The following is a 17,090-nucleotide window of genomic DNA, read 5'->3' on the forward strand; positions in this document are numbered from 1 at the left end:
CGCAGGCGGCCCCCTCAACGCGCCAGCGGCTCCCAGTTGCCCGCCACGTTCTTGAGCAGCATGTTCACAGCTGCCAGGCGGCGGTTCTTCACGTCGATCAGGCTGCGCTGCGACGAGAGCACACTGGCCTGGGCCGTGATCACGTTGAGGAAGCCCACGGTGCCCGCGCGGTACTGGTTGTTCACCACATCGAGGGCGCGCTGGGCGGCGGCCAGGGCCTCGGTCTGCAGCTGCTGCTCCTGCGCCAGGGCGGTGGCAGCCGTGAGGTTGTCCTCCACCTCCTGCAGCGCCGTCAGCACCGTCTGGCGGTAACTCGCAGCGGCCTGGTCGTTGCTGGCGCGGGCCGATTCCACGGCGGCAGTGCGTGCCCCGCCATCGAACAGCGAGACGGCCAGCGCCGGGCCCAGCGACCAGAACAGGTTGGGCGCACTCAGCAGGTTGGACAGCTCCGAACCCCGGTAGCCGGCCGAGCCCGAGAGCGTGAGCGCCGGGAAGAAGGCCGCGCGCGCCACGCCGATCTGCGCGTTGGCGGCGGCCACGCGGCGCTCGGCGGCGGCGATGTCGGGGCGGCGCTCCAGCAGTTGCGACGGCAGTTGCGCGGGCACGGGCGGCGGGGCTGGCAGCTCGGCCGTGGCCGGCAGGCTGAAGGCGGCGGGCGCCTGGCCCACCAGCGCGGCGAGCGCATGTTCGAGCTGGCTGCGGCTGGTCTCGGATTCGAGCAACTGCACCTGGGTGTTCTTGTACTGCGCCTCGGCCTGGGCCACGTCGGCCAGCGATGCCACGCCCGCCGCCTGGCGGTTGCGCGTGAGCTCCCAGCTGCGGTCATAGGCATCGAGCGTTTCGCGCAGCAGCCGGGCCTGGGCCTCGGCGGCGCGCAGCGAGAAATAGGTCTGGGCCACCGTGGCCTGCACCGACAGGCGCATGGCGGCAAGGTCGTCGGCGCTGGCCTGGGCGCTGGCGCGGGCCGCGTCCACCGTGCCCGCAATGCGGCCCCACAGGTCCAGCTCCCAGCTGGCGTTCAGGCCCAGTGAATGGCTGGTGCCCACGCGCGCATTGCTGCTGCCGTCGGCCTGCAGCGTGCTGCCGCTGCGCGAGCGCGAACTGCTGGCACTGGCGCCCAGGCTGGGCAACAGGCTGGCGCTGCTGCTGGCCACCGCGGCCTGTGCGGCACGCAGGCGGGCCACGCTCTGCGCAATGTTCTGGTTGCCGGCGGCGGCCTGCTGCTGCAGGGTGTCGAGCGTGGCATCGCCATACAGAGACCACCATACGGTCGGCACGGCCTGGTCGCCGCCGGGCTGAGCCGGTTGCCACAGGCCCTGGGCGGCGGCGCTGCCTTCCTTGTAGGCCGGCGGGATGTCCATGGCCGGGCGCTCGTAGGCCTGCTGGCTGGCGCAGGCACCGAGCAGGGCCAGCACGGCCAGCGAGAGCGCCAGCCGTGCAGGGAACGGGGAAGAAGGGGTCGAAAGCATCAATCGTTTCCTTGAAGCGCCACGGCGGGGACCGGCGCTGGGCGCTGTCTGCGCCAGTGGCGCGCCGTGCGCAGCACGCGTGCGCGCAGGCGGTCCAGCGCCACGTAGACCACGGGCGTGGTGTAGAGCGTGAGCACCTGGCTGAACAGCAGCCCGCCCACGATGGCGATGCCCAGGGGCTGGCGCAGCTCGGCGCCATCGGCCCGGCCCAGGGCCAGGGGTAGCGCGCCAAAAATGGCTGCCATGGTGGTCATGAGGATGGGGCGCAGGCGCAGGTTGCAGGCGCGGTAGATGGCCTGGGCGGCGCTCACGTGGCCGCCGCGCTGGCGCACCAGCGCGAAGTCGATCATCATGATCGCGTTCTTCTTGACGATGCCGATGAGCAGGATCACCCCGATCAGCGCGATCAGCGAGAACTCGGTCTTGAACAGCATCAGCGCCAGCAGCGCACCCACGCCGGCCGATGGCAGGGTGGAGAGGATGGTGAGCGGGTGCACCAGGTTCTCGTACAGGATGCCCAGCACCAGGTAGATGGTGATGATGGCCGCCAGGATCAGCAGCGGCTGCCCGGCCAGCGCGTCCTGGAAGGCCCCGGCCGTGCCGCCGAAGATGCCGCGTATGCCCACGGGCACGCCCAACTCGGACACCGCGTTGTGCACCGCGTCGGTGGCCTGCGACAGCGAAATGCCCGGCGCCAGGCTGAAGCTCACCGTGCTGGCCGGCGTGCCCCGGTCGTGGCTGACCGACAGCGGCGTATTGGTCTGCGTGATGCGCGCAAAGGCCGTGAGCGGAATCTGCTGGCCCAGGTTGTTCACGAAGAAGAAGCTGCGCAGCGTCTCGGGGTCCTGCAGGTACTGGGGCGCGGCCTCCATCACCACGCGGTACTGGTTGAGCGGGTTGTAGATCACGCCCACCTGGCGCTGGCCGAAGGCGTCGTTGAGCGTGGCGTCGATGGTGGCCACCGACAGGCCCATGCGCGTGGCGGCGTCGCGGTCGATCACCAGCGTGGTCTGCAGGCCGTAGTCCTGCACGTCGCTGTTCACGTCCTCCAGCTCGGGCAGTTGCGACAGGGCCTGGCGGATGCGCGGCTCCCAGGTGCGCAGCTCGGCGATGTCGTCGGCCTGCAGCGTGTAGTCGAACGAGGCGCTGCTCTGCCGCCCGCCGATGCGGATGTCGCGCTGGGGGGTCATGAACAGGCGCGCGCCGGGCTCGTTCTTGAGCTGCTCGCGCAGCCGCGCGATCACTGCGTCCGAGCTCTCCTGCCCCGGCCCGCGCTTGAGCGACATGAACATCTGCGCCGCATTGCGCTGCCAGCCGCCCGTGAAGCCGGTGACATGCTCCACCGCCGGGTCGGCCTGCACGATGGCGAGGAAGCGCTGCAGCCGCTGCTCCATGGCCTGGAACGAGGTGGACTGGTCGGCCCGGATGAAGCCCGAGATGCGGCCCGTGTCCTGCTCGGGCATGAAGCCCTTGTCGATGGCGGTGTACAGGTAGACATTGCTGGCCACCACGCCCAGCAGCACCAGCAGCACCACGGGCTGGTGGCGCAGGCACCAGGCCAGGCTGCGGCGGTAGGCGCGCAGGCCGCGCTCCTGCAGCCGGTCGACCCAGCGCGAAAAGCGCGCCCAGCGGGACTGGCTGGGCGCCCTGGGCGCACGGTGCTGCTTGAGCAGCACCGCGCACATCATGGGCGTGGTGGTCAGCGAGACCACCAGCGACACCAGGATGGCCGCCGACATGACGATGGCGAACTCGCGAAAGAACCGGCCCACGATGCCGCCCATGAACAAAATGGGCACGAACACCGCGATCAGCGAGATGCTCATGGACACCACAGTGAAGCCGATTTCGCGCGCCCCGTCGAGCGAAGCCTGCAGTGCCGTCTTGCCGCGCTCCATGTGGCGCATGATGTTCTCGAGCACCACGATGGCATCGTCCACCACGAAGCCGGTGGCCACGGTGAGCGCCATCAGCGACAGGTTGTCGAGCGTGTAGCCCGCCAGGTACATGATGCCGAAGGTGCCCGCCAGCGACACCGGCACCGCCACGCTGGGGATGAGCGTGGCGCGCGCATTGCGCAGGAACAGAAACACCACCATGATCACCAGCGCCACGGCGATCAGCAGGGCGCGCTCCACCTCCTTGACCGAGGCGCGCAGCGTGGGCGTGCGGTCGGAGACGATCTCGATGTCGATGGCCGCCGGAATGGACGCCTTGAGCGCCGGCAGCAGCGCGCGCACGCGCTCCACGGCTTCGAGAATGTTGGCGCCGGGCTGCTTGTACACCTGCAGCAGGATGGCCGGCTTGCCATTGGCAACGCCGAAGTTGCGCACGTCCTGCACCGAGTCGGTGACCTGGGCCACGTCGGCCAGGCGGATGGCGTTGCCGTTCTTCCAGCGCAGCACCAGGGGGGCGTAGTCGGCTGCCACGCGGGCCTGGTCGTTGGCGGTCACCTGCCAATAGTGGTCCTCGCGCTCGACCGAGCCGAGCGGGCGATTGGCATTGGTGCTGGTAATGGCCGCACGCACCTGCTCCAGCGAGACGCCGTTGGCCGCCAGGCGCAGCGGGTCGAGCTGCACGCGCACGGCGGGCAATGCGCCGCCGCTGATGGAGGCCTGGCCCACGCCCTCGACCTGCGAGAGCTTTTGCGCCATGACGGTGGAGGCCGCGTCGTACATCTGCCCGCGCGTGAGCGAGCTGGACGTGAGCGCGAGGATCATGATGGGCGAATCGGCCGGGTTCACCTTGCGGTAGGTGGGGTTGCTGGGCATGCCCGTGGGCAGCAGCGTGCGCGATGCATTGATGGCCGCCTGCACGTCGCGCGCGGCGCTGTCCACCGTGCGGCTCAGGTCGAACTGCAGCGTGATGGAGGTGCTGCCCAGCGTGGAGCGCGAGGTGATTTCATTGACGCCCGCGATGGCCCCCAGGGCCCGCTCCAGCGGCGTGGCCACCGTGGCGGCAATGGTGTCGGGGCTGGCCCCGGGCAGGCTGGCCGAGACCGAGATGGTGGGGTAATCGACCTGCGGCAGCGGTGCCACGGGCAGCAGGAAGTACGACACCGCCCCCGCCAGCGCCAGGCCGATGGTGAGCAGCATGGTGGCGATGGGGCGGTGGATGAAAGGGGTGGACAGGCTCACGGCATGCCCCCACCCACCGCAGCAGTTTCAGACCTGCGCATGGCTCTCCCCCTGCGCTGCGGCCGCCTTGGCCGCGCGCCGTGCGCGCCAGCGCTCGGCCGCGTTCTCGAAGGTCAGGTAGATCACCGGCGTGGTGAACAGCGTGAGCAGTTGGCTCACGATGAGGCCGCCCACCATGGTCACGCCCAGCGGATGCCGCAGCTCGCTGCCCACACCCGTGCCCAGCATAAGCGGCAGGGCACCCAGCAGGGCCGCCAGCGTGGTCATCAGGATCGGGCGAAAGCGCAGCAGGCAGGCCTGGTAGATGGCCTCGCGCGCGCCCATGCCCTGCTCGCGCTGGGCCTCCAGCGCGAAGTCGATCATCATGATCGCGTTCTTCTTGACGATGCCGATCAACAGCACAATGCCGATGATGGCGATGATGTCCACATCGAGCCCCGTCACCAGCAGGGCCAGCAGCGCGCCCACGCCGGCCGACGGCAGGGTGGAGAGGATGGTGATCGGGTGGATGGTGCTTTCGTAAAGCACGCCGAGCACGATGTACATGGTGACCACCGCCGCCAGGATGAGCAACAGCGTGTTCGACAGCGAAGCCTGAAAGGCCAGCGCAGCGCCCTGGAAGCTGGTCTCCACCGACAGCGGCAGCAGCCCCGCTTCCTTGGCGGCGGCCTGCTCGGCCTGGATGGCCTTGACCGCATCGCCCAGCGCCACGCCGGGCGCGGTGTTGAACGAGATGGTGGCTGCGGGCAACTGGCCCACGTGGTTCACGCCCAGGGCCATGGGCCGCTCCTCGATGCGCGCCACGGTGGACAGCGCCACCGGCTTGCCCGCCGTGGAGGTGACGTAGATATTGGCCAGCGCCTCGGGGCCCACCTTGAACTGCGGCGCCACCTCGAGCACCACGCGGTACTGGTTGGACTGCGTGAAGATGGTGGAGATGAGGCGTTGGCCGAAGGCGTTGTACAGCGCCGTGTCGATGCCCGACACCGTGACCCCCAGGCGGCTGGCCTGGGCCCGGTCGATCTGCACGAAGGCCTGCAGGCCCTGGCTCTGCAGGTCGCTGGCCACGTCGGCCAGCTGCGGCAGGCCGCGCATGCGGCGCACCAGGTCGGCGGTGCTGGCCTGCAACTGCGCCGAATCGGGCGAGGAGACCAGGAGTTGGTACTGCGTGCGCGCCACGCGGTCCTCGATGGTCAGGTCCTGCACCGGCTGGGCATACAGGCGGATGCCGGGCAGGTCGGCCGTGTCGTCAGCCAGGCGGCGCACCACCGTGGACGCCTTGTCGCGCTCGCCATGGGGCTTCAGGTCGATCAGCAGGCGGCCGGTGTTGAGCGTGGTGTTGGCGCCGTCGACCCCGATGAAGGACGAGACGCTCTTGACGGCCGGGTCGCGCAGGATGCGCTCGGCCAGCTGCTGCTGGCGCTCGGCCATGGCGGCGAACGAGATGGATTGGTCGGCCTCGGTCGTGGCCTGCAGCGTGCCCGTGTCCTGCACCGGGAAGAAGCCCTTGGGCACCACCATGTACAGCAGCACCGTGAGCGCCAGCGTGGCGATGAACACGATCCAGGTGAGCCCCTGGTGGCCCAGCACCCAGTTCAGCGCGCGGCCATAGTGCGCGATGGTGCGGTCGAAGAAGCGGCCCGTGGCCTGGTACAGGCGGCCATGGCTTTCCTCGGGCGTGTGGCGCAACAGGCGCGCGCACAGCATGGGCGTGAGCGTGAGCGAGACCACGGCCGAGATCAAAATGGCCACGGCCATGGTGATGGCGAACTCGTGGAACAGCCGGCCCACCACGTCGCCCATGAAGAGCAGCGGGATCAGCACCGCAATCAGCGAGATGGTCAGCGAGATGATGGTGAAGCCGATCTGCTTGGCGCCCTTGAGCGCGGCCTGCAGCGGGGGCTCGCCCTCCTCCACGTAGCGCGCGATGTTCTCGATCATCACGATGGCGTCGTCCACCACGAAGCCGGTGGAGATGGTCAGCGCCATCAAGGTGAGGTTGTTGATCGAGAACCCCGCCATGTACATGACACCGAAGGTGCCCACCAGCGACAGCGGCACCGCCACGCTGGGTATGAGCGTGGCCGAGGCGCTGCGCAAAAACACGAAGATCACCGCCACCACCAGGCCGATGGCCAGGGCCAGCTCGACCTGCATGTCCTTGACCGAGGAGCGGATGGTGACCGTGCGGTCGGTCAGGATCTGCACGTCCAGCGAGGCCGGCAGCGTGCTCTGCAACTGGGGCAGCAAGGCCTTGATGCGGTCCACCGTCTCGATCACATTGGCGCCGGGCTGGCGCCGGATGTTGAGGATCACACCAGCGCGCGCGCCCGTGTCGGGCGTGCCGGCCCAGGCTGCCAGCCGGGTGTTCTCGGCATCGTCCACCGTGGCGGCCACGTCGCTCAGGCGCACGGGTACGCCATTGCGCAATGCGATCACCAGGTTCTGGTACTCCTGGGCGGACTGCAACTGGTCATTGGCGTCGATGGTCGAAGCGCGTGCCGGGCCGTCGAAGCCGCCCTTGGCCTGCTTGACGTTGGACGAGGCGATCATGCTGCGCACGTCTTCGAGCGTCATGCCCACCGCCGCCAGCGCCACCGGATTGACCTGGATGCGCACAGCCGGACGGCGCCCGCCCGCGATGGCCACGAGGCCCACGCCCTTGACCTGCGAGAGCTTGGGCGCCAGGCGGTTCTCCACCAGGTCATTGACGCGGATCACCGGCAGCGAGGGCGAGGTGATGGCCAGCGTGAGAATGGGGGCGTCCGCCGGGTTCACCTTGCTGTAGATGGGCGGCATGGGCAGGTCGTTCGGCAGCAGGTTGCTGCCGGCGTTGATGGCCGCCTGCACCTGCTGCTCGGCCACGTCCATGGCCATGTCCAGCGCAAAGCGTAGGTTGATGACCGAGGCCCCGCCCGAGCTGGTGGAGGACATCTGCGCGAGGCCCGGCATCTGGCCGAACTGGCGCTCCAGCGGCGCGGTGACGTTGGAGGTCATCACGTCGGGGCTCGCGCCCGGGTACAGCGTGGTGACCTGGATGGTGGGGTAGTCCACCTCGGGCAGGGCCGAGATGGGCAGCAGCCGGTAGGCCAGCAGGCCTGCGATCAGCAGCGCCACCATCAGCAGCGAGGTGGCGATGGGGCGCAGGATGAAGATGCGCGAAAGGTTCATGGGGACGGTGCCCGCTTCAGGGTGATCGGGGCCGCGTCAGCGCGACGCCGCTGCGCCAGGGGCCGCAATGCCGGCCGCCTGCATCTTGCTGCGGATGAAGGCACGCCGCTCGTCGGGCGCCATGGCCTGCAGCTTCTGGCGCTCCTCGGGGCTCATCTTTTCAAGCAGGGCCCGCACCTCGGGCGACATGCCAGGGCGGCGCTCGCCATCGGGGGCACCGCCTTCCGCACGCGGGCTGCCTTCGCCGCGGGGACCGCCTTCGGCCCCGGCGCCAGTGCCGACCCGGGGCATTTCGCGTGGTGCACCCTCGGTGGCCCCGCGCGAACCCTCGGCGCCGCGGCCACCAGCCGCAGTCGAAGGCCCGGCAGCAGCAGATGCACCGGCAGCTGGCGCTGCGGCCTCGCTACCCACCGTGCCGCTGGCCGCGCCTGCAGGCCCGGCGGCACCGGGCTGGTTGCGCTTGCTGCGCAAGAAGGCGCGGCGCTCCTCCTGCGTCATCTTGGCGAGCTTGTCGCGCTCTTCCTGGGTCAGGTTGCGCATCATGGCCGCGCGGCGGGCGCCGCCATCCTGCGCGGCCTCGTCGGCGCGTGCGGCGGCGCCCGAATCGATCACGGCCACCTTGGCGCCTTCGCGCAGGCGGTCGATGCCGTCGACCACCACCTGGTCGCCGTCCTTGAGTTCCCCTTCGACCGCCACGCGGTCGCCATCGGCCACGCCCACGCGGATGCGCCGCTGCGTCACCGTGCCATCGGGCTGCACCAGGTAGACGTAGTTGTTCTGGATGGCCGTGCCGGGCACGGTCAGCGCGTTTTCCAGCAGGTTGACCTGCAGGCGCACGTTCACGAACTGGTTGGGGAACAGCGTGCCGTCGTCGTTGGCAAAGCTGGCCTTGACCTTGATGGTGCCGGTGGTCGCGTCGATGGCGTTGTCCAGTGCGCCCAGGCGGCCACGCGCCAGGCGGCGCTTCTGTTCGCGGTCCCACAGCTCCACGGGCAGCTCGGCGCCTTGGGACAGGCGCTGGTTGATCTGCGCCAGGTGCGCCTCGGGCACGGAGAACACCGCGTCGATGGGGCGCACCAGGTTGATGGTGACGATGCCGTTGGCGTCCGAGGGGCCGACCACGTTGCCCCGGTCGGCCTGGCGCAAGCCCAGGCGCCCGGCGATGGGCGCGGTGATGCGGGTGTAGCTCAGCTGCAGCTTGGCGGCGTCCACCTGGGCCTGGTCAGCCGCCACGGTGCCTTCGAGCTGTCGCACCTGCGCAGCCTGGGTGTCCACCTGCTGGCTGGCGATGGAGTCCTTGGCCAGCAGGTCCTGGTAGCGCTTGAGGTCGAGCTGCGCGTTCTTGAGCAGGGCCTGGTCGCGTGCGAGATTGCCCTGCACCTGCCCCAGCGAGGCCTGGTAACTGCGGGGGTCGATCTCGGCGAGCAACTGGCCGGCCTTGACCTCTTCGCCCTCCTTGAAGCGCAGGCTGGTCAGCTCGCCGCTGACCTTGGCGCGCACGACAGCCGTGGCGCGTGCGCTCATGGTGCCGATGGCGTTGACCTGCACCCGCACGTCCTGGCGCCGCACCACGCCCACCGAGACGGGCTGGGTTTGCCCGCCCGCGCTGAAACGTGCCGCCCCCCGGCCCCCGGGACCGCCCGGGCCGCCGCGCCCCACAGGCGCATCGGCCTGGGCCGGCGCCGCCTGGCGCTGCTTCCACCACAGCCCGCCACCCACGGCAGCGGCGACGAGCACCAGCAGCACGACCCACCACAGGGCGCGCCCCTGTTGGCGCAAGAGGGACCGCGGAGACACAGGCAGGGAACGGAGGGACGGCATGGTGGACGCAACAGGTGGAATCGTGGCTATGGTAGCCATGCGCCGAGACACTCCGGCGCGCAGGCAAAGGGATTTACCCTGCCTTTACCCTCGCTTTACGGCGTTATCAAGGCCGAAACGCAATTCAGTTGCCCATGGCGCTGCGCGCCACCCGCATCGCATGAAACTGGCGCTGCCCAAGCCAGTGCCCCCGTGCAAGGGCCGCCCCGCCGCACCGGGGGCGTCCCCCTCCCGACTCGCGCAGCGAGACGAGAGAGGGGGAAGGCGCGAAGCGACTCAGGGGGTGTTTCATTTCAGCGGTTGGTGGCCAGCAACAGGCCGCCCGCCCCCATGAAGAAGCCACCCGTGGCCTTGTTCAGGCGCACCACCCCGCGCGAAGTGCGGATGAAGCGGCGGATCTGCCGCCCGCCGGCCGCATAGACCGCCGTGGCGACGAACTCGGCCGCCAGGTACACGCTGCCCAATATGAGGAACTGGCGCGCCGCCGGCTGCGCCGGGTCGATGAACTGCGGAAAGATGGCCGCGAACAGGATGATGGCCTTGGGGTTGGTGATGCCCAGCAGGAACTCTTGCGTGATCAGCGACCACAGGCGCACCGGCGCCGCGCTCGCAGCCACCTCGGCCCCGTCCACGACCTCCAGGCCATTGAACTCGCGGCTGCGCCAGGCGCGCCAGCCCAGCCAGAACAGGTAGCAGGCCCCCACCCACTTCACGGCGGTGAAGGCGGCTTCCGACGCCAGCAGCATGGCCCCCAGGCCCACGGCCGATACGGTGAGAAAAATCGCAAACGCCGCCGCGCGCCCGATGGTGCCCACCAGGGCCGCGCCCACACCGGCACGGATGCCGTTGTTGAGGCCGCAGAAATTGTTGGGGCCGGGCGTCAGGGCGATGGCCACGGCGACGGGGGCGAAAAGAAGGGCGTCCATGGGAATTTCCGGTGAAAACGGCCGCAATGGCGGCACAGACCCCAGTTTAGGGCTTGGGAAACGATCCTGTTCGGCCAGGGTTACCGGTCAGGCAGCGCGATGGTGGCCTGCCAAGGCACACCCACCAGGGCATCGTAGTGGGCCACCACCACGGCACGGTCCGCCTGGGTCGCCACGGCGGCCAGCGCCTGCTGCAGGTACTGCACCGAGGGCTTGTCGAGCCCCGCCACGGGCTCGTCGATCAGCGTCAATGCCGCGCCCGAGGCCAGGGCCCCGGCCGTCCACACCTTGCGCCGCGTGCCGGTGGACAGCATCAGGAAGCGCTTGTGCAGATGCTCCTGGAGTTCGAAGCCGTCGATATGCAGGGCCAGCGCCGCCGCGTCGAACTGCGGGTAGCGGGCGGGCAGCGCCGCCAGCCAGTCCTGCGCCACCTGTTCGCTCAGCGCGTCCGAGCGCGGGTCGCCCTGGAACACCTGGGCGCGGTAGGCGGCAGGTGAGGCGTGCAAAGGCACGCCCTTGAGCACCAGTTGGCCGGCGCCAGGGACAAGCTCGCCCGCCAACAGTCGCAGCAGGCTGGTTTTTCCGCTGCTGTCGGCGCCGAGCACGAGCGTGGTGCCGGCCGGCAATCGGGCGTCCAGGCCCTGGAACAACGGGCATTCGGGATAGGCAAAGCACAGGCCGTTGATGTGCAGGATGGCATCGGTGCTGGCAGCAGGCATGGAACGGAAAACCTTGGAGAAGCGAGGCCCGCCATTCTAGGAAATGCAGCCCCCTGCTGCGCGACAATGCACGGCCCACCCTGCCCCCACCTCACGCCATGCCCCTGCGCTACCTGGATTTTGACTACAGCGAAGACTTCGAGGGCACCGGCACGTTCGATGCGATGGCTGCGGTAGCCCCGGCGCAGGTGGCGGCCCTGCATGCCGAAGTGGCACAGGTGCTGGCCTGGGCACATGCGCAGTTCCCTGGCATGAACGGCCCGACCGACGAGGGCGGTGAATGGGACTACGACCTCTCTGCCGTGCAGGAGGTGGCCACGCCCCTGGATCTGGCATTCGACGACGCCAGCAGCACCATTGCGGTGCAGGCGGGCACGCCCGGCCCGGCGCGCACCACCCTCACCTTGTCGATCAGCGGCAGCAGCATGTTCTGCAGCGCCCTGCGCGAGGCCTTCGGGCTCGACTGAGCCCGCACGGTCTTCCGGGGCTCGCTGTGTAAAGACGCAGCTGTCAGCGCCGCTGACAACGGCAACAGGCTGTCTGCCTACATACAGCACCCGGGTAAACGCCTATCCTGCAATGGCAGCGGTGTGCAGGGGTTGCCTTGCACTGGCCACGCAAAGCCCAAGGCCAGGCGCACAGCGCCTGACAGAGCTGCACCCACCAGAGAGGCTCACTTCATGCTCGCGCAATCGTCTTCTTCCATGGCCCCGCCCTTCAACCCGATGACGGCGCCCTTGCCCCTTGCTGCGGCCAACGAGTCGCCTGCCAGCGCTGCACCTGCCACCAGCCAGTTGCTGCAGTCGCAGAGCACGCCCATGCAGGCCACGGCTGCGCCGTTCATGGCCAACACCCGGGTGCGCATGGAGCTGGAGATCGAACTCCACTACGAGATCGACCAGTACGGTGCCGACTTCGTGTTCAACATCCACGCCGCGCACACGCCCAGCCAGGCCGTCAGCAACGAGCGCCTGGTCATCAACCAGAACATTCCGCAGCAAATCCACACCGACCCGGCCACCGGCAACCGCTACCTGCGCCTGCATGGCGAGCCCGGGCCGCTGAGCGTGGCGTACTCGGCCACGGTGGACATCACACACCACCGCACCGACCCCATGCAACTGGCCGAAGTGCCCGTGCGGCGGCTGCCGCAGGAGGTGATGGGCTATATCTACCCCAGCCGCTACTGCCAGTCCGACCGGCTGCTGCGCCTGGCGCTCAATGAGTTCGGCGCCCTGTGGCAGGGCCACAGCCGGGTGCAGGCGATCCGCGACTGGGTGCAAAAGCACGTGGCGTTCACGTCCAACACCTCCAATTCCAACACCTCGGCCGTGGACACCCTGGTCGAGCAGGTGGGGGTTTGCCGCGACTTTGCCCACCTGATGATTTCGCTGTGCCGCGCGATCAATATCCCCGCACGCTTCACCACCGGCACCGACTACGGCGCCGACCCGAACCTGGGCCCGCCTGACTTCCATGCCTACGTGGAGGCTTACCTGGGCGACCGCTGGTACCTGTTCGACCCCTCGGGCACAGCCATCCCCATGGGGCTGATCCGCTTTGGCACCGGGCGCGATGCGGCCGACGTGGCGTTTGCCACCATCTTCGGCGGCGTGCGGGCACAACCCCCCGTGATACGCACCAAGGCCGTGGAGGATGCAGGCCGCGGTTTCGTGCTGCCGCACCACTGCCGCGAGGCGCTCTCCACCGACCACGGGGCGGCATTCGCGACCCGGTTCACCGGCAATTGAGGCATCCAACACCACTCTGTCACCGGTGCTGAAAAGGCTTCATTTTCTGCATCCAGCCCGACCTATGGCCTAATACACGTTTTTCCACCATCTTTTCCAGAGAATTCCCATGGGCAACAAGATCGTCACCGAAGCAGACCGCAAGCGCACCCCCCGCCCTACGCCAGTGCCCGGCTACAACCTGGCCACACCAGGTCGCGGCCAGCGCGTGAGCCTGGAGCGCGGCGTCGCCACGCGCAGCAAGAAGAACCCTGGCAAGCGCTCCAAGAAGGGCGGCTGATCGCCAGATCGCCACGGGCAGGCTGCGGCCGGCCCCTGCAAAAAAGCCCTCGCGAGAGGGCTTTTTGCTTGGTGCGCCATGCAAACACGGGCATGGACCCGGTCACGCGGGCATCAGGGCAATGTCCTCGCGGGCCCTGTCCAGCAACCACTGGCGAAAGACCGGCAGGCTGGCCGCTGCCCGGCGCCCCGGCAGGCGGCAAAGGAAGTAGCCGCGCTGCAGGGTGATCGGCAGGTCGAACGGCGTGACCAGGCGGCCCGCATCGAGCTCGGCGCGCACCAGGCAGCGCTGCACCAGCGCAACCCCCATGTCGGCCATGGCTGCCTGGACCAGGATGGACACCTGGTCGAACACCGTCGACAGCTCGGGCTCGGCCCCGGCAGCGCCCGCAGCCCGCAGCCACTGCGCCCAGTTGCCGGGCGAGGTGGAATGGGCCAGCAGCGGCTCGGCGGCCAGGTCGGCCGGATGCTGCCACTGCTGCCTTGCCGCACGCGCGGGGTGGCACACCGGCACCACTTCTCGGCCGATGACGTAGTCGCACTCCCACCCAGGCCACTGCGCCGCACCCAGGCCCGTAAGGATGGCGGCGTGCGGCGTGGGGCCCGAGAAGTCCTCATCCTTGCGGTAGGGAACGAAGCGCACGCGCACATCCGGGTGCCGGGCTTGAAAGTCCGGCAGGCGCGGCACCAGCCACACGCTGGCCAGCGTGGGCACCACGGACAGCACCAGTTCCGTGGTGCGCGCGGGCCCCTCGCGCAGGGCCTCGCTGGCCGCCTCGATCGCTGCCAGCGGCTCGCGCACGGCAGCCAACAACTGTTCGCCTGATGCGGTCAGCAGCATCTGATGCGAACTGCGCTTGAGCAGCACCTTGCCGTAATGGCCTTCGAGACGCGCCACCGCCCGGCTGATGGCGCCCTGGGTCACGCACAGCTCGTCCGCCGCGCGCGAAAAACTGCCTGTGCGCACCACGGTGACAAAGGTGTGCAACTCGGACATCGATGGCGAATGCAGGCGCATGGTGCAGCAAGGCTGGGGTGGTGTATGACCAATGGTAATACAGGAATGCTGGAGTGTCGTTTGCGGGTGAGCGCTGTTCGCCAGAGACTGCCAGCACCCTTTGGCCACCGAGAGAACCCCCACCATGGCAAGCATCCGCCTCACTTCCTCCCTCAGCCGCCGGGCCACCCTGCTGGCCCTGGCCCTGGCACCGCTGGCTGGTGCGGTCCATGCGCAAGCCGCTTTCCCGGACCGGCCGATCAAGCTGATCGTGCCCTTCGCGCCCAGCGGCTCCACCGACCTGGCCGCGCGGCTGATTGCCGAATTCGCGGGGCGCGAGCTCGGCCAGCCCATCGTGGTGGAGAACAAGGCTGGCGCCGGGGGCTCGCTGGGCATGGAGCAGGTGGCCAAGGCGCGCGCCGACGGCTACACATTGGGCATGGCCACGATGAGCACGCACGGCTCCAACGCGGCCGCCTATGGCAGCCGCATGAAGTACGACCCGGTGAAGGATTTCGCCCCGGTCTCCAACGTGGCCACCGTCCCCAGCGTGTTCGCGGTGAACGCCAATTTCCCCGCCAGGACGATGCAGGAGTTTATCGCGCTGGCAAAGGCCAACCCGGGCAAGTACAACTTCGCATCCCCGGGCACGGGCTCGCTCGGGCATGCCAACGTGGAGCATTTCTCCAGCCTGGCCAAGATCCAGCTGCTGCACATTCCCTACAAGGGCGCGGGCATGGCGCTCAACGACGCCGTGGCAGGCCAGGTCGATGGCATCACCGACAACCTGCCCTCGGCGCTGCCGCACATCAAGGCGGGCCGCTTGCGGGCGCTGGCAGTGCTCTCCGAGACCCGCTCGCACCTGCTGCCCGATGTGCCGACCTATGGCGACCTGGGCTTCAAGGAAATGGGTGCCGGCGGCTGGTTCGGCGTGGTGGCACCGGCCGGCACGCCCGCGCCCGTGGTCAACCGGCTCAACCAGGCGATCCATGCGGCCATGAAACACCCCGACTTCATCAAGAAGATGGACGAGGCCGGTGCAACGCTGATCCCCGGTACGCCCGCGCAGTTCGGCGTGCAGATCCGCCAGGCGCTGGACCGCTATGCGCGCGTGGCCAAGGTCGCCAAGCTGACTGCGGAATGATGCGCATGGACCTGCACCGCGACGCCCCCGCCTTCACCCTGCATGTGCCGGTGGCGCCGGCCATCCCCCTGGTCTGCGACTCGCCGCACAGCGGCACCGCCTACCCTGCGGATTTTGGCCATGCCGTACCCCGCGCCCTGCTGCGCGCGGCCGAGGACACGCACGTGGAGGCGCTGTGGCAGGCCGCACCCGAGGTGGGCGCCAGCTTGCTGGAGGCGCATTTCCCGCGCAGCTACGTCGATGCCAACCGCACGCTCGACGACCTGGACCCGGCCCTGCTCGACGCGCCCTGGCCCACGCCGCTGGCCCCGGGCGAGAAGACGCGCCTGGGCTATGGCCTCATCTGGCGCAACGTGAACGCCACCACGCCCATCTACGACCGCAAGCTCACCGTGGCCGAGGTGCAGGCACGCATAGCGCGCTGCTACCAGCCCTACCATGCAGCCCTGGCGGCTGCCATCGGGCAGGCACATGCGCAATTCGGCGCCGTCTGGCACCTGAACCTGCACTCCATGCCCAACAACGCCTACGAGCGGCTGCAGATACACAGCCCACACCCGCTGGCCGACTTCGTGCTGGGCGACCGCGATGGCACCACCTGCGAGCCGGTGTTCGTGGACCTGGTGGAAAAGGAACTGAAGTCCCGGGGCTACACCGTGGCACGCAACGACCCCTACAAGGGCGTGCAGCTCATCGCCCGCATCGGCCAGCCCGCGCACCAGCGGCACAGCATGCAGGTGGAGATACGCCGGCCGGTCTACATGAACGAGGCCAGCCGCGAGCGTGGCGCGCACTTCGACACGGTGCAGCGCGACCTCACCGGCGTGCTGCAGGCGATTGCGCGCTACCTGCGCGAGCACCCCTCCCTGCACACACGGGGATGAACCGCCCGGCACAGGGCCAGAATGGCGCCAGCATCGCACAGGCGACACAAAGGGCGCACAAAGGGCACACAAAGCATCGGCAACAGCGCCTAAGATGCGCGCATGATCACCGTCCACCACCTTGAAACCTCGCGCTCGCAGCGCGTCCTCTGGCTACTCGAAGAACTGGGCGTGCCCTACGAGCTCAAGATCTACCAGCGCGACAAGGCCACCAAGCTGGCCCCGCCTGAACTCAAGAAGATCCACCCGCTGGGCAAGTCGCCCGTGATCACCGATGGCGACGAAGTGATCGCCGAGTCCGGCGCCATCGTCGAGTACCTGGTGGAGACCTATGGCGCGCAGGCCACGGGCGACCTCGCCCATCTGCAGCCCGCGCGCGGCACGCCCGAGTACCGCCAGTGCCGCTTCTGGATGCACTACGCCGAAGGCTCGCTCATGAACTGGCTGGTGATGAAACTGGTGTTCATGACCATCCCGCGCCAGCCCATGCCCTTCTTCGTCAAGCCCATTGCCAAGGCGCTGTGCGGCAAGGTGCTCGACAAGATGGTGGACCCGAACGTGAACACCGCCATGGACTTCATGGAAAACCACCTGGGCCAGCACACCTGGTTCGCGGGCGAGCACCTTACCATGGCCGACTTTCAGATGAGCTTTGCGGTGGAGGCTGCCCTGTCACGCTCCAGCAAGGCCAGCACCTGCCCCAACATCCAGGCCTACAAAAAGCGCATGGAGGCCCGCCCGGCCTACCAGCGCGGCATCCAGAAGGGCGGCCCGGTGGTGATGGGCTGACAG

Annotated in this window: 13 protein-coding genes; 6 read left to right on the forward strand and 7 right to left on the reverse strand. The window is 68.9% G+C overall.

Features of this window, described 5'->3' with window-relative positions:
• Positions 1–14 precede the first annotated feature (14 nt).
• From ACSQ9E_RS21325 to ACSQ9E_RS21350, 6 genes are all read right to left on the reverse strand, one after another.
• A complete protein-coding gene (locus ACSQ9E_RS21325) occupies positions 15–1,469 on the reverse strand; it encodes an efflux transporter outer membrane subunit (protein WP_436219127.1) in 1,455 nt (484 codons plus the stop codon).
• Positions 1,469–4,606, reverse strand: a complete 3,138-nt coding sequence (locus ACSQ9E_RS21330) for an efflux RND transporter permease subunit (RefSeq protein WP_436219128.1) — start codon at positions 4,604–4,606, stop codon at positions 1,469–1,471. Before ACSQ9E_RS21330 ends, ACSQ9E_RS21325 begins: the two co-directional genes overlap by 1 nt.
• Positions 4,607–4,633: 27 nt before the next feature.
• Complete coding sequence (locus tag ACSQ9E_RS21335) at positions 4,634–7,777, reverse strand: MdtB/MuxB family multidrug efflux RND transporter permease subunit (protein WP_436219129.1); 3,144 nt, start codon at positions 7,775–7,777, stop codon at positions 4,634–4,636.
• Between the two features lie 36 nt (positions 7,778–7,813).
• On the reverse strand, positions 7,814–9,598 hold the full coding sequence (locus ACSQ9E_RS21340) for an MdtA/MuxA family multidrug efflux RND transporter periplasmic adaptor subunit (protein WP_428002131.1): 1,785 nt from the start codon (positions 9,596–9,598) through the stop codon (positions 7,814–7,816).
• A gap of 293 nt (positions 9,599–9,891) precedes the next feature.
• Positions 9,892–10,524: a LysE family translocator gene (locus ACSQ9E_RS21345; protein ID WP_436219130.1), complete on the reverse strand. Its 633-nt coding sequence runs from the start codon at positions 10,522–10,524 to the stop codon at positions 9,892–9,894.
• A gap of 80 nt (positions 10,525–10,604) precedes the next feature.
• Positions 10,605–11,243: an ABC transporter ATP-binding protein gene (locus ACSQ9E_RS21350; protein WP_436219131.1), complete on the reverse strand. Its 639-nt coding sequence runs from the start codon at positions 11,241–11,243 to the stop codon at positions 10,605–10,607.
• A 98-nt stretch (positions 11,244–11,341) separates the two neighbouring features.
• Between ACSQ9E_RS21350 and ACSQ9E_RS21355 the strand changes: the two genes are divergently transcribed.
• The 3 genes from ACSQ9E_RS21355 (at position 11,342) to ACSQ9E_RS21365 (ending at position 13,274) form a co-directional block, all read left to right on the forward strand.
• Positions 11,342–11,710: a hypothetical protein gene (locus ACSQ9E_RS21355; protein WP_436219132.1), complete on the forward strand. Its 369-nt coding sequence runs from the start codon at positions 11,342–11,344 to the stop codon at positions 11,708–11,710.
• Between the two features lie 375 nt (positions 11,711–12,085).
• Positions 12,086–12,994: a transglutaminase-like domain-containing protein gene (locus tag ACSQ9E_RS21360; protein ID WP_057201374.1), complete on the forward strand. Its 909-nt coding sequence runs from the start codon at positions 12,086–12,088 to the stop codon at positions 12,992–12,994.
• A gap of 109 nt (positions 12,995–13,103) precedes the next feature.
• Positions 13,104–13,274 (forward strand): hypothetical protein, encoded by a 171-nt coding sequence (locus tag ACSQ9E_RS21365; protein ID WP_164470704.1) that lies wholly within the window; start codon positions 13,104–13,106, stop codon positions 13,272–13,274.
• Positions 13,275–13,376: 102 nt separating this feature from the next.
• Here ACSQ9E_RS21365 and ACSQ9E_RS21370 read toward each other — a convergent pair whose 3' ends face one another.
• Positions 13,377–14,291, reverse strand: a complete 915-nt coding sequence (locus ACSQ9E_RS21370; RefSeq protein WP_436219133.1) for a LysR substrate-binding domain-containing protein — start codon at positions 14,289–14,291, stop codon at positions 13,377–13,379.
• Between the two features lie 124 nt (positions 14,292–14,415).
• Here ACSQ9E_RS21370 and ACSQ9E_RS21375 point away from each other — a divergent pair, with 124 nt between their 5' ends.
• The 3 genes from ACSQ9E_RS21375 (at position 14,416) to ACSQ9E_RS21385 (ending at position 17,087) form a co-directional block, all read left to right on the forward strand.
• The gene (locus tag ACSQ9E_RS21375) at positions 14,416–15,414 is read left to right on the forward strand and encodes a tripartite tricarboxylate transporter substrate binding protein BugE (RefSeq protein ID WP_436219134.1); all 999 of its coding nucleotides are present in this window, start codon (positions 14,416–14,418) and stop codon (positions 15,412–15,414) included.
• 5 nt (positions 15,415–15,419) lie between these two features.
• A complete protein-coding gene (locus ACSQ9E_RS21380; protein ID WP_428002137.1) occupies positions 15,420–16,298 on the forward strand; it encodes an N-formylglutamate amidohydrolase in 879 nt (292 codons plus the stop codon).
• Positions 16,299–16,400: 102 nt separating this feature from the next.
• Positions 16,401–17,087: a glutathione S-transferase family protein gene (locus ACSQ9E_RS21385; protein ID WP_436219135.1), complete on the forward strand. Its 687-nt coding sequence runs from the start codon at positions 16,401–16,403 to the stop codon at positions 17,085–17,087.
• Positions 17,088–17,090 lie beyond the last annotated feature (3 nt).

Source organism: Acidovorax sp. LjRoot118 (assembly GCF_964253575.1).
GTDB lineage: Bacteria > Pseudomonadota > Gammaproteobacteria > Burkholderiales > Burkholderiaceae_C > Acidovorax.